The organism is Candidatus Liberibacter brunswickensis (assembly GCF_036858155.1).
GTDB lineage: Bacteria > Pseudomonadota > Alphaproteobacteria > Rhizobiales > Rhizobiaceae > Liberibacter > Liberibacter brunswickensis.
The window spans coordinates 1-13,312 of record NZ_JAAEJX010000014.1 but is presented as its reverse complement, the minus strand read 5'-3'; the positions used below and the strand labels follow the sequence as shown (position 1 = coordinate 13,312).

Sequence of the window (13,312 nt, the reverse complement as noted above, 5' to 3'; positions counted from 1 at the left end):
AATAAAATATCCTTGATCATAACTAAAAGTTACATTTTACGCATTGAAAGCTTCTAATACAATTTAAAAATAACCTTAAATAGTAGATATATAATCCAAGCATAGTTACTTTCTAAGGTCTGTGAAAGGCGAAGGATTTCGCAACTTAAGTAAAGAATGGGATTTCAATAATATTACTAAAAATAACGATGCAATCATTAAAGCAGTACTACGTGAACTAAACGAACAGTCAAATTTTAAAAATGAATTTAAATAATATAATTTAGATCCACAAAAAATTTCTATCCCACCAACGATAATTATTACAGTCCTAGCAATTTTAGAAAGAGAAGTCATTCCTCCAAGAATAACAAGAGACAATACTGTTATACTCTCAGACATTTTAAACATATCTGGAGATACTATCCTAGTTGAACCTGATGCAACCAAAAAAGCTCCTGCTATACCTGCAAACATAGAACTTACAGCAAATGCAGATAATTTGGCAAAAATAATTGCTGAATTAAATGAGAAAAAAGCTTTTTGATTATCTCTAATCGTTCTCCAAGCATTACTGATAGATTTACGACGCAACCATAAAATTATCCAGACTGAAAAGAAACATACAAGCAACAAAACGTAGTACATAAATATCTTATAAAAAACACCTGAAGGATTATATCGAAAAAAACCAACAAGTGATTTAAGATCTACCCCAAGAAACAAAATACTATCAGAAACATAGAGCCCAACTTTTCCATTAGTGACTGCCTTCCATTTTATCAAAATATCATGAAAAACTGCCGACATAATCAACGTTAAAATTGCTAAATAATCACCTCGAAACCTAAGAGAAGGCAAAGCAAGAACTATACCAATAATACCAGAAATAATAGCTGATAAAGGTACTAATAGAATTGGAGATATCCCATAGAACCTACCTAGTATAACATAGGAATATGCACCTACCGCATATGCAATGACGGAATTAAGGCTTAATAATGCTAAACTCCCAACAACAATACTTAACCCCCAAGCCATAATCACATATATAAGTATACGAATTCCGATATTACCTATGTAATATTGTGCTTTACTAGCACCAAAGAACGAAAAGATAACAATAGGATATATTGCCGCCAAAATACATAAAATCCTATCGTATTTATTTAACTTTAAAAAAAATGTTGTCATGATACGTTAACTCACTTTATTATATATAAAATTCAAGACCGTAAGAAAAATAATTCTAAGCAACGCTCTATATCCAATTTTCTATTAATACTTCATAGTATTAACAACCATTTGCAATCTACAATGAATGGCTAGAAAGTCATCACATTAATAATTTTACAAATAAAATAAACCATAATGGTTACGCCTATCTTTCCTATGTTATAAACAACAATTAAAAATTTTAGCTAACCTATCATATAAAAATATAAAACTCAATATTATTGAGTAATACTATAGTAAGTGTAATTTTATAATAATTTTAAAATCATAGTCTATTTTTAGAATAATTTATAAAAATATAATATAAAAAGTAATAAACTGTTTACAATATTTTATATTTAAAAAAAATTAAAATTCGAATAAAGTCTAAAAAAAACAAAAAAAACGTATTTTTTCATGATTTTATTCATTTTAAAGGCATGAAAATTAGATGTTCATTAAATTTAATATACTATAATCACAAAAGTTATTAAACTTTAAGTGAGTATAAAACTAACGATGACAGAAAAAATACAGTCTAATATGAAGTATGTAATAGGTCCAGACGGAAGTCCTCTTACTATAGCTAATCTACCCCCTCCCAATACGAGACGTTGGGTAGTAAGAAGAAAAGCAGAGGTTGTAGCTGCAGTACAAGGTGGTTTGCTAAGCCTTGAAGAAGCATGTCAGATTTACACTCTTACAGTAGAAGAATTTCTATCTTGGCAAGCGTCAATTGTTCAACATGGTCTTGCAGGATTACGCATAACTCAAATACAAAAGTATCGAGAATAAAAAACACATCAAAACTAAAGAAAATATAAACTGACAGGAAAATTATAAAAAAGGTATTTTTTTTAAATAGCTTAAGTGGAATCGGAAATGGTATTTCTGATTAATATTTTAGATAATGCAATCTTAGATAGATTCATTAATTATTTTATATACAATTATTTACAGACATTGGATTTATTTTCTAAATTAGCTTCTAGCATTTCTTGTCGCAACAAAAGATCTCTAATTGAAATAAGAAGGTTATCAGCTCTTTGTCGAGCAGACTTAGCTAAAATAGGATAAGCAAAGTGACTTTTGTCATAAATACCAACTTTTCTTTCCTCTATGGATATCTGTCTTTCTAAAGCAGATACTATTCTCCTAAATTCTAGTATAGTAGCTCGCAATTGTTGTAATTGGCATTTCTGATCATTAAGCTGAAAATCTTCTTTTAAACTAGTTTTTTGCTCTTTTAATCTCATAATATATTGTACTCCACCAATAAAATACTGTATTAATCACTATTTTTAAAAAATTAATGTAAAAAATTAAAAAAAATGAACACTATCGCCCTTAAATTAACAAATAGTAACCTTTCATTTACGAGCATAGTTAATAATAAGGTATCAACGTTAAAAGGTGGTAAACGAGATACTTTTTAATTAAATGGAGGTAGACTTGTTAACCATAGATGGATAAAGTTTAGAAAAATAGGCGTTTAGTGTAAAAATATAGGTTTTCCTATCTTGCTGAGTGAATGTTACAGGAAATCATTAAGTAATATAATAGTTACTCTTTCCTATTTATTTTATCTATCTTTGGTGATCGTTCTTTGGTGATCGTGATTAAGACGATTATAAAAGTTTAGTTCTATTCCTATTAACCTTAAATTTGTATTATTATGGGGAGATTGTTAATGCGAGTTTTGCTGATTGAAGATGATAGCGCGTTAGCTCATAGCATTGAGCTGATGTTAAAGTCAGAAAATTTTAATGTCTATGTTACTAATTTAGGAGAAGATGGGGTAGATCTTGGTAAATTTTACGATTACGATATAATACTATTAGATCTTAATCTTCCTGATATATCTGGATTCGAAGTTTTGCGTATTCTTCGGATGGCAAAAATTTCAACTCCCGTATGCATATTATCTGGCATGTCTAGTATAGAAGACAAGGTTCGAGGATTAGGATATGGAGCTGATGACTATATAAGTAAACCTCTTAATAAAGATGAGCTTGTAGCACGTATACATGCAATCGTACGTAGATCTAGAGGTCATGCACAGTCGGTTATAGTTACTGGAGATTTAGTAGTTAATCTTGATGCAAAAACTGTTGAAGTTCAGGGACATAGAATTCATCTTACTGGAAAAGAATACCAAATGATAGAATTGCTTTCTCTACGTAAAAACACGACTCTTACTAAAGAGATGTTCCTAAATCATTTATATGATGGAATGGATGAACCAGAAGTAAAAATCATTGATGTGTTTATTTGTAAGTTGCGTAAAAAACTAAGTAATGCAGCTGAAGGCAAAAACTACATCGAAACAGTCTGGGGACGTGGATATGTGTTGAGAGAAAGCGAAAGAGACGAAGCATGCGAATATCTAGAAACTGCGTAAATATTACGATGCATTGTCATAATAGGCTTATGGATAAGGGAGAAATTACCCTTTCTCCTTTATCGTACTGCCAGTATTTTTTATACTTAAATGATTGTTCGTTTTAAATCAAAAAAATTAATCTTTATCTTGCAATTTCTTAATCTGCGGCAATTCTCTCATGGCAAACTGGAGAGTTTCGCGGTTAAATGGTTTAAGTAGAAAACTATCTGCTCCAGCTTTAGCACCAGCGATCATCTTTTCAAAATCCACTTCAAAAAGAAGATAGTAAATAAATACACTAGTATTTAGAGGAATTTTTCGAACATGAGAAATAAAATCTAAAATACCTTCTAAAGATTCATCAAGCACAAAAAAATCAGGCAACGACTCTTTTTTGCAAAATTCACGTGCCCCATGTACATCAGAAGCTTCAAATACTGAAAAGCCAAAATCACTAAAGAGATATCCACCTACTTTTCTAACGATATGAGAAGAATCAACCAAAAGAAGTTTATTCATGAAATTATTCCTTGATATTTTGAATATTGATCATTCTCTCATAAAAACTATAAATTAATACCTAATTACGATTAAATAATATACAATTATAAATATATTTATTTATATTTTTCTAATAAAGATAGAGAAACGTTCCTATGATCGATATTCTCATACAATATCTTCATTTTGTTATCATTAGCTAATAATACAGCATAATAAAATTGAACGTCATGTGAATCAATTTGAATATCTTCATTCCCATTGATGATCTGAATGAATTTTTCAGGCAATCGCACCGACTTACCATTTATTTTAAGAGAGAAAATATTATCTGTTTTTGAATTATTAATAGATATTGTAACTACTCCTCCCCTAGGAATAGAAGCATATGCTACCATAAAAATATTAAGCAAAAGTTTTGATTTTTCCCTAGATATATCTATTACATCACTTTTCCAAAATACTTGCACTCTCTTATCAATAGATACGAATTCTTTAATAATCTGTTTAATATCCTCTAAACAAACTGAAGAATGGACGGATCCAGAATAACCAAAAGCTAACCTAATAAACTTGAGACGAATTATGGCATTCATACTACTTAAACGAATAAGTTGCATAGCTTCATCTTCAACTCCAACCTCATCTAACAATTCCAAACTATTATGAATTGCACCTATCGGCGAAATAATATCATGACAAATACGACTACACATCAACGCAACAAGATTAATTGAAGAAAGATTGAAATAAATATTTTTAGCCACCGATATTTTTCTCCTCAAAAGTTCATCAAATTTCCATCGAAATACCGCTACTTATACAGATTATTTTTTCCTTATTTAGATTGAATTATAAATATGTAAAGTATAGCAATCAATTTGGAACAATTCTAAGTATTGTATACTACCTTATGACAATTCCAAGTATAATAATAAATCTTCCTATTATAATGTGTTTGTTATCTTCATTATTTGTGGATAAATAATTTTTTTAACATAAAAAAGTACAATCATATCAAGAAAAAAATCAAAAAAATTGCAATTATCATTATAATTTGCAACTAAGTTGATTGTTATAATATTTTTAAATTCATATATAGGTTGATTATTTAAAAAATAATATTTTACTAGTAATTGAGTGTAAAATTAATTTACAATAAAGACTTTTGATCTTTCTCAAACCTTTATTTATCTTGTTTGAATATAATTAGCAGTTATAAATTAGTATTTATATGCTAATTGATATGAGAATTGATATGTTGTTAATTTTGCTTAAAATAAGTAGTATGATTTAAAGAATAATTTCTCACGAGGATAAATACTTGTTTTCTGCTAAAAAAAAAATTTAGAATCTGATATCGTACGCAATATTTGTCTTCAAGTAGAAGAAACATCTAAAATATTATTTAAAAAATCAAACGATATCTCAGATCAAGAATTAAAAAATAAAATATATATTATTACCGCTCGCATAATAGCATTAAACGCTTTTCGAGAAGGGAAAGAATCTTTTATTCTAGATTCACTTATACAAAACAAAACAGATGACGTTTTAGCACAAAAAATAACTCAAGAAATAAATAGAATTCAATTTCAATCTCAGTCGATTAAAAAATATTAACATACTATGGTATATATAAATTTAATAATTTTATTATGAATCAAAATCAAGGACTTAGATGCTCCCTAACCCTAATAGCATTGATTATACGTTGTTTATTTTATGATGCCCGCACCTTTTTTGCCACAATTTTATACTTATTTTTAACTAACTAGTAACTAAATGCCATCCGTTTCTTGACTCAAATAGATCAATACTGCATATAAATGCAACTAAATGTTGTATCTTGTACATTATTAAATGAGAGATAGTTATGAAAAAAGATTGGTGGCATAATTGGCGTAGTACATCTTTAGTATTTTTGGTTGTCATATTCCATATAATTATCGATGTGGGTAGAAGATTAGCGATTTCCTTTTTATTAGGAGCGCTCATTCGGGGAATCCTATCTTGTATTGATAGAAGTCAACTTGGTGAATTACAAAAGATGTTGTTTAGTGCCTTGATTGTCATCATTTCTTTATTAGTTTTTAGTTCATTAATGGATTACTGGGCTGTCTATGTTCATTAAATTTTTAAAATATTATACATTTATATACTATTTTTAGATCTATATCGTTGGTATTCTTCCATTATATTCGATTTTTACACATACTTTTGGTTAATGGATTTCTTGTTTAATTGATCTTAAATTTCTTTTCTCTAATGATTATGTGTCAACGAACCAAATACCAATTATACGAGCTGTAATTTCCTTAATAAAAGGATGCATATTCACAAAAAATTTATGAAGTTATTTAATGTTTTATACTTTTCTGTATTTTGAATTGTTTTTATCAACAAACATGTAACCTAAAATGCAAGAAATAATCTATATAGTATAAGGAACAAAATACGTTATAGGATAATATATGGATGAATACCCGTTGTTATCAGATAAACTGCTAATGAAGGATAGAACATAACCCAGTAAAAATCGTAAACAGCCTAATTAAAGTAATAAGATCATCAATCCATTTAACATTTTTCTTCTTTTTTTCATATTTTGCACGAGCTGATCTTATAAGTTTATCTGCTTCAAGCTTTTCAATATTATATTTAATCCTTTCTAAATAAAGTTGTTAAGTACTCTCTATCATCGCTAATTCAAGATTAAATTTGGCTAATTCAATCTGTATATTTTCGTATTCCAACAACTATTTCCGCATAAAATATTCAAATACACTTTCCAATACCTTCTAAAAAATAGAAAAGATAAAAAGAAGTAAAAACCTGAATATTCTACTAGCTATATAAAGACGATATCATGTTTTTTAAACATCCTTTTATGCTCTGAAAAAAGCAAAATATAGATCCCAGTGCAGTAGCTATTCCTCCAAATATTTGAATGAATGAACTCTATACCTTTGATCGTTGTTAAAACATTTAAAATTTCAGATATACCCTTATTTTACTATAGATTAGCGTAATGAAAGGATAGAAGAAGATTTAACAGCAGGTTTACGCTCTAGATATTTTAAATATTCCCCTATTTCTTTACTGATTTGGTCACATAAAATATTAGAATCCTCAAGATTTTGCTCTATTGATTTTAAACGATCTTTAAGTACTAAAGGATTTAACGAACAAACTCGTGATCTGACCTTGTCTAGTAAAGTCGTATACTCAGAATCTATACTATCGATATTATTAATCTTATCCGTAAGTATAGCACCTTCTAACGGATGATCTTTTATATATTCATAATTACAATAATGGTGAATAAAAGCTTCAGAGTATAAACTAGCTCTCCTCTTAAATTGCATACCTTTAAGTATAAGAAACCTCGCATATTTATAATATCCTTGATCAAGCTGCTTATTTGCCTCATTTAAAAATATTAGAGAATTTCCTATTAAATTATAAAAAACTCTAAAATACTCTTCCACTCTTAGCTGATTGTTTATTAAGTATTCTTGCTCCTGATGTTGTTTATGTTATATTTCATAAATATCATTTTTTAAATCACTTAGTTTATATAATAGAACAGTTCCTTTACCCGATAAAAAGCTAATATTGCTAGCAATCTTCTCCAATTGAGCTAAGACATCCTGTACTGAGTTAACCATAGAATTAAACTTGTCTATGTGGAAATGAAAAAGATCAAAATTATTCTTCTTATGAGCGTCTACAGCCTGTTTTAAATCTATCTTCCAAATCTTTAGTATACGACTCAACTTCCGTATAAGTATTCTCTATAGACTCATTACGAATTAGCTCAATCAATCCCTTTTGCTGTTCCAACTTTTTACGCAATGGCTCATAAGAAGCCCAAAAAGCATGATCGGGAACTGAAGATAAAGCAACAATAATAGATTGGATATGTGCGTCGATCACAGCACTTACTAATAATATGATATTCATATCCATTGCTATTCTCTTAAGTTTAAAGACCATCAATCATATCTATGCTTTTTACCTATTATCAATACGAAAGCTACCTAACTTTTCTATTAATTTGATAGTTTCTTCTTTTTCGGCGGAAGTTGGATAAAAAACTCATTAATCGATGGCAAACTATGGTTATAATACTGTATAAAAAGTAGAAATTTATACTAACAGAGCGGAACGTATCCATTTAGGGATCAAAACTTAGATGCTTTTTCTTCGGTGATAGAATCTAATAAATCCGAACCTAATAAATAAGAAAAGTATGTGAAATCAAATAGTTAGAAGATACCATTAGAAATAAATTTAAATACATATACTAAAATAAAAGTGTACTTCACTTGAAAAACAAGATTTACATAGTCTCAGAATAATTAGGGCTTTCTCTAGTAATATTTACATCATGAACATGCGATTCACGCACACTAGCAACAGAAACACGAATAAAATTTGCTTTTCTCTGAAATTCTTCTACATTCGAAGCTCCTAAATAACCCATGGATGATTTTAGACCCCCTGACATCTGATGTAGAACAGATGCTACAGAGCCTTTATAAGGCACTCGACCTTCTATTCCTTCTGGAACTAATTTTAACACATCAGTTACTTCGTCTTGAGAATAACGAGCAGAAGACCCACTAGCCATGGCAGCAACAGATCCCATTCCTCTATAAGATTTAAAAGATCTTCCTTTGTAGAAAAAAATATCACCTGGACTCTCATCAGTCCCTGCAAGTAAGGATCCTATCATTACACAGGAAGAACCTGCAGCAATTGCTTTAGCAATATCACCAGAAAATCTAATTCCTCCATCAGCAATAACAGCAATACCCGCACGCTTTGCTACTTCAACAACATCCATAATAGCAGAAAGCTGTGGAAAACCAACTCCTGTTACAATCCTAGTTGTACAAATTGATCCAGGTCCTATGCCAACTTTTATAATATCAGCTCCTGCATTAATCAATGCTAGCGCACCTTCAGCAGTAGCAACATTTCCTGCCATAACCAATAAAGAAGGAAAATTTTTCTTAATTTTTACTACTGCATCTAAAACTTTTTGAGAGTGTCCATGAGCAGTATCAACAACTACCAAATCAACTCCTACATCTACAAGCGGACCTACACGATCTTCAACATCCTTTGCTACAGAAACAGCAGCAGCAACTCGCAAACGACCTTCAATATCTTTCGTTGCATTTGGATTAAGCCGTGATCTTTCTATATCTTTTACAGTTATCAATCCTATACAACAGCCATTATCATCAACAACGAGTAATTTTTCAATTCTATGTTTATGAAGAAGCGCCTTTGCATCCTCTAGACTTACTGTTTTTTTAACAGTAATTAAATCTTTAGTCATCAACTCACCTACTGCTTGCTGATTATTAGAAGCAAAACGTACGTCTCTATTAGTCAATATACCGACTAATTTTCCAAAATCAGATTCTACAACAGGAATTCCTGATATACTATATCTCTTCATTAAATAGAGTGCATCTGATAAATTAGAGCAAGGAGAAATCGTCACAGGATTAACAACCATCCCACTTTCAAATTTTTTGACTTGATGTACTTGAGAAACTTGCTCAGAAGGAGAAAAATTTCTATGTATAACACCTAAGCCACCTGCTTGTGCCATTGCTATAGCAAGACGAGAGTCTGTTACCTGATCCATAGCAGCTGACATGATAGGCAAATTCAATGTAAAGCCCTCAGCTATTTGAGTAGATATATCAATATCTCCTGGTAAAACATTAGAAAACTCTGGTCGTAATAAAACATCATCAAATGTTAATGCTATACCGCCATTATCTTTAATAACTCGCGACATTACAAACCCCTATTGGAAATATTTTTGCATTTAAAGAAAGGAATTGTATCAATATTTATGAAATAATCAATAATTACCAATTAATCTATTAAAAAACATGAAAACAGTCAATTGAACAACAATAAAATATAGTTTTAAAGTCATAATACTCGTGAATTACATTTGTTAAAAAAAATGTTTAATTGTACATAAAAACAAAATTTATATATCTGCAAAATAATAAATACAAAATTATTTATAAAAACAATCTAATGCTTTTGATTATTGAATAGAAGAAAATTATAATGCTATTCCTCCAGGGAAATTTCTAACAACACGACCTAGAATACCATTTAAAAAAACTTTAGAAAATAATTTTCTCAGCAAATCTACACCAATAGAAAATCCTGATTCTGATATTTCTATTACATTACAATAATGTCTGGTGTTATCATTTAGAACTAACTGAGCTTCAACGTCTCGAGAAATCATACGATTATGTACTCAAACAATCTTCAAGACATAAAAAAATCTTTATTAGCAAGCAATACAAGCTTATTCGCTAGTTTCCTTTTTTTATCTTCGGAACCTAAAATTCTTACTTCATAATTTCTTTTATTATCAAAACTTAAAACCTTACCATCAATCCTTCCTATCTTATCAATAAAAACAATAAATCGTTTCCCAACAAGAATAATAGGAACATCACAAGCTATATAAAGTCCTCCTGTAGATATCTCTTTTATAGTGCAGTCATATTCTGAACCATCAAACAAGATAAAACGACCTTTAAGATCCACTTTAATACGTTGAAATGCACGCTGATCTATAAATTGTAAATTATGGATTCCTCGATACATGATAAAATTCTCTGATCATCTAAAATTACTTTGAAAGTATATACTTTATACATTAATAATATATTATTTCAGAATAATAATTTATTTATTACAAATTTCATATTATTATATAATACCATTATAATAATTGTAATTACTTGTTTTTAAAGTATTTTATTATATATAAGTCTTAACTTTTAGATGATGAAAATAATAATTATATTTATTATTCCTACTAATTAAATACTAGATATTATAGTCAATAAAATAGTGAATTATATTATATAAGAACAAGATATTTGTCACTTATTTTGAATTATAAATTTAATTATACAATAAAGAAAAAATTTATTTTAATTTATTAAAAAGTAAAATAATGCAAATAAGATATGCCTTCCCATATAATGATAACTTGTAAATAAAACCATATTTATTTGGTTTTATTCCGTAATCAAGTTATCCAATTGAGTATTGATTATAAAATATCTTTGGATTTTGAGAATATTATATTTTTATCAAATAATGTTCTTATATTTTATAAAGAAAAAAGTTTTATATTAATAATGAGAAGTATTTTATAAATCAAATAACAATATAAGTAATACCAATCAATATATTAATTAATTTGAAAAAATTATTAGATAAAATAAAAAACCTAATAACGGTGATTATTAATAGCTTTAAGAAAAAAATCTTTGTTTTTTTGATCCCGACTGAACTCACCTGTAAAAGATGTCGTCACTGTATTTAAACCATCCCGTTTAATGCCTCTCATAGACATACACATATGTTGTCCTTCAATAAAAACAGCTACCCCCTTAGAATCAGTGATATTTTCTATAGCAGATGCAATTTGCATAGTTAATCGTTCTTGTATTTGCAAACGCCGAGAATAAATTTCTAAAATACGTATCAATTTTGATAAACCAATAACATTTTTTTTAGGAATATATGCAAGATGTATTTTCCCCCAAATAGGCAAAATATGATGTTCACAATAAGAAAAAAAAGATATGTCTTTCATTATAATCATATCCTTATAATTTGATACTTCTCCAAAATGAAAACGTGATTGATCTTGAATTATAAGACCCTGTTCATAACCTGCGAAAATCTCTTTATATGATTTAATAACACGTTCTGGAGTATCCTTAAGACCTTCACGATCTGGATCATCACCAATCCAACGTAAAATAACCCGTATTGCTTCTTTAGCTTCTTCAAAAGTTGGCTTGTTACATTTCATATTAAAAGGGAACTCCAATCCTTAAAAAAAATAAATATTTTGATATTTAAAATATATCAAAAACACTCAGTAAACTGTTTTTATTTAAACTATTAAATACAGTTGCATATTAACTCTAAGAATACAAAATAGACAATCATATTTTTTTTAGAGAAATATTTTGTTTAAATATTTCGAATATAAATTTTTTCATGTAATATTTAGTAAAAAATATTTAATTAAAATTAATTTTTTCAATTATATAATCTAACTATAAAAAGGATTTTTCTTGTCTAGAAGTAATATTACAAAATCACGTAATTGGAATGGTAAAATTGCTAAAACTCCTGGACGTTTAATCGGTATAGGAATAATTCGCATTTATCAACTCACATTATCTAGTATATTTGGAAAATCTTGTCGATATTTTCCTACGTGTTCCGAATATGGATACGAAGCTATTGCTCGTCATGGATTATTCATAGGATGCTATCTGACTTTATGTCGACTTACAAGATGTAACCCTATCGGATCATATGGCTTTGATCCAGTTCCAGATAATTTTACGAAAGAAATAATACTTCAAATCTTTTGGAAAAAAACAAAAAAATATTTTACATTATTAAATGACAGTACTTTATGGAGAATAATTAGTGTTTTTAAAAGGATTCCTCTATGATAGAGTATAATCTTAATGAAATTATCACTTTAAAACTATTGAAAGAACGCCAAAAATGGCTTAATAGTCTAGAAAATGAACATGGTCTATCAAAGTTAACAATACAATCTTACGAATGTGATACACGTCAGTTTCTAATTTTTATGGCATCATACACTGAAGAAAAGATAAACTTTAAAACTATTAGCCAATTATCTTATTCTGATATTCGTGCTTTTATTTCCGAACGTCGTAATCAAAAAATAGGAAACAGATCTTTAAAAAGAAGACTTTCGGGAATTAAATCTTTTCTAAAATACCTTAAAAAAAATAAAATAAAGACTGAATCGAATATTATAAACATGAGAAATCTTAAAAAAGATAATTCTTTACCTCGTTCACTAAATGAAAAACAAGCTTTAAGTCTTTTAGATAAAAATTTTCATGATAATGATGTTAAATGGATTAATGCTCGTAATTTAGCTATCTTATACTTATTATACGGATGTGGATTACGTATTTCGGAAGCATTATCTTTAACACCTTACAATATAACCGAAGATCAATATACTTTACGTATTCAAGGAAAAGGAAATAAAACCAGATTAATACCAATTTTACCGTCTATAAGAGAAGCGATATTAGAATACTGTGATCTTTGTCCATTTGATCTAAACATTCACCGACCTTTATTTCGAGGGAAACGTGG

At 28.6% G+C, this 13,312-nt stretch carries 15 protein-coding genes; 5 read left to right on the top strand and 10 right to left on the bottom strand.

Annotation, left to right across the window (positions count from 1 at the left end; genetic code table 11):
- Positions 1–105 precede the first annotated feature (105 nt).
- Positions 106–1,122 (bottom strand): branched-chain amino acid ABC transporter permease, encoded by a 1,017-nt coding sequence (locus GY664_RS04480; RefSeq protein ID WP_333948284.1) that lies wholly within the window; start codon positions 1,120–1,122, stop codon positions 106–108.
- Between the two features lie 591 nt (positions 1,123–1,713).
- Between GY664_RS04480 and sciP the strand changes: the two genes are divergently transcribed.
- A complete protein-coding gene (gene sciP / locus GY664_RS04475) occupies positions 1,714–1,989 on the top strand; it encodes a CtrA inhibitor SciP (RefSeq protein ID WP_333948283.1) in 276 nt (91 codons plus the stop codon).
- A 155-nt stretch (positions 1,990–2,144) separates the two neighbouring features.
- Here sciP and GY664_RS04470 read toward each other — a convergent pair whose 3' ends face one another.
- Positions 2,145–2,450, bottom strand: coding sequence for a hypothetical protein (locus GY664_RS04470; protein WP_333948282.1), 306 nt, complete (start codon positions 2,448–2,450; stop codon positions 2,145–2,147).
- Between the two features lie 434 nt (positions 2,451–2,884).
- Between GY664_RS04470 and ctrA the strand changes: the two genes are divergently transcribed.
- Positions 2,885–3,595: a response regulator transcription factor CtrA gene (gene ctrA / locus GY664_RS04465; protein ID WP_333948281.1), complete on the top strand. Its 711-nt coding sequence runs from the start codon at positions 2,885–2,887 to the stop codon at positions 3,593–3,595.
- 117 nt (positions 3,596–3,712) lie between these two features.
- Here ctrA and GY664_RS04460 read toward each other — a convergent pair whose 3' ends face one another.
- Positions 3,713–4,096 (bottom strand): response regulator, encoded by a 384-nt coding sequence (locus GY664_RS04460; RefSeq protein WP_333948280.1) that lies wholly within the window; start codon positions 4,094–4,096, stop codon positions 3,713–3,715.
- A 98-nt stretch (positions 4,097–4,194) separates the two neighbouring features.
- The gene (locus tag GY664_RS04455) at positions 4,195–4,845 is read right to left on the bottom strand and encodes a histidine phosphotransferase family protein (protein ID WP_333948278.1); all 651 of its coding nucleotides are present in this window, start codon (positions 4,843–4,845) and stop codon (positions 4,195–4,197) included.
- Positions 4,846–5,954: 1,109 nt separating this feature from the next.
- Between GY664_RS04455 and GY664_RS04450 the strand changes: the two genes are divergently transcribed.
- Entirely contained in the window at positions 5,955–6,212 is a 258-nt protein-coding gene (locus tag GY664_RS04450) for a hypothetical protein (RefSeq protein WP_333948276.1), read from the top strand.
- A gap of 889 nt (positions 6,213–7,101) precedes the next feature.
- On the opposite strand, the gene GY664_RS04445 is transcribed toward GY664_RS04450, so the two are convergent.
- The 6 genes from GY664_RS04445 to folE form a co-directional block, all read right to left on the bottom strand.
- The gene (locus GY664_RS04445; protein WP_333948275.1) at positions 7,102–7,569 is read right to left on the bottom strand and encodes a hypothetical protein; all 468 of its coding nucleotides are present in this window, start codon (positions 7,567–7,569) and stop codon (positions 7,102–7,104) included.
- 229 nt (positions 7,570–7,798) lie between these two features.
- Positions 7,799–8,077 (bottom strand): hypothetical protein, encoded by a 279-nt coding sequence (locus GY664_RS04440; protein ID WP_333948274.1) that lies wholly within the window; start codon positions 8,075–8,077, stop codon positions 7,799–7,801.
- Positions 8,078–8,423: 346 nt separating this feature from the next.
- A complete protein-coding gene (guaB, locus tag GY664_RS04435; RefSeq protein ID WP_333948273.1) occupies positions 8,424–9,902 on the bottom strand; it encodes an IMP dehydrogenase in 1,479 nt (492 codons plus the stop codon).
- 279 nt (positions 9,903–10,181) lie between these two features.
- Positions 10,182–10,373 (bottom strand): hypothetical protein, encoded by a 192-nt coding sequence (locus GY664_RS04430; protein WP_333948272.1) that lies wholly within the window; start codon positions 10,371–10,373, stop codon positions 10,182–10,184.
- A 23-nt stretch (positions 10,374–10,396) separates the two neighbouring features.
- Positions 10,397–10,741 (bottom strand): PilZ domain-containing protein, encoded by a 345-nt coding sequence (locus GY664_RS04425; protein WP_333948271.1) that lies wholly within the window; start codon positions 10,739–10,741, stop codon positions 10,397–10,399.
- Between the two features lie 634 nt (positions 10,742–11,375).
- Entirely contained in the window at positions 11,376–11,966 is a 591-nt protein-coding gene (gene folE, locus GY664_RS04420; protein WP_333948269.1) for a GTP cyclohydrolase I FolE, read from the bottom strand.
- Positions 11,967–12,234: 268 nt separating this feature from the next.
- Between folE and yidD the strand changes: the two genes are divergently transcribed.
- Positions 12,235–12,624 (top strand): membrane protein insertion efficiency factor YidD, encoded by a 390-nt coding sequence (gene yidD / locus GY664_RS04415; RefSeq protein WP_333948268.1) that lies wholly within the window; start codon positions 12,235–12,237, stop codon positions 12,622–12,624.
- The coding region (locus GY664_RS04410; RefSeq protein WP_333948267.1) for a site-specific integrase at positions 12,621–13,312 on the top strand (692 nt) is incomplete at its 3' end. The genes yidD and GY664_RS04410, both read left to right, overlap by 4 nt.

Coding starts and splice junctions, on each gene's coding strand:
- sciP (WP_333948283.1), top strand. CDS start 1,714: ATGACAGAAAAAATACAGTCTAATATGAAGTATGTAATAGGTCCAGAC.
- GY664_RS04470 (WP_333948282.1), bottom strand. CDS start 2,450: ATGAGATTAAAAGAGCAAAAAACTAGTTTAAAAGAAGATTTTCAGCTT.
- ctrA (WP_333948281.1), top strand. CDS start 2,885: ATGCGAGTTTTGCTGATTGAAGATGATAGCGCGTTAGCTCATAGCATT.
- GY664_RS04460 (WP_333948280.1), bottom strand. CDS start 4,096: ATGAATAAACTTCTTTTGGTTGATTCTTCTCATATCGTTAGAAAAGTA.
- GY664_RS04450 (WP_333948276.1), top strand. CDS start 5,955: ATGAAAAAAGATTGGTGGCATAATTGGCGTAGTACATCTTTAGTATTT.
- GY664_RS04440 (WP_333948274.1), bottom strand. CDS start 8,077: ATGGTCTTTAAACTTAAGAGAATAGCAATGGATATGAATATCATATTA.
- guaB (WP_333948273.1), bottom strand. CDS start 9,902: ATGTCGCGAGTTATTAAAGATAATGGCGGTATAGCATTAACATTTGAT.
- GY664_RS04430 (WP_333948272.1), bottom strand. CDS start 10,373: ATGATTTCTCGAGACGTTGAAGCTCAGTTAGTTCTAAATGATAACACC.
- GY664_RS04425 (WP_333948271.1), bottom strand. CDS start 10,741: ATGTATCGAGGAATCCATAATTTACAATTTATAGATCAGCGTGCATTT.
- folE (WP_333948269.1), bottom strand. CDS start 11,966: ATGAAATGTAACAAGCCAACTTTTGAAGAAGCTAAAGAAGCAATACGG.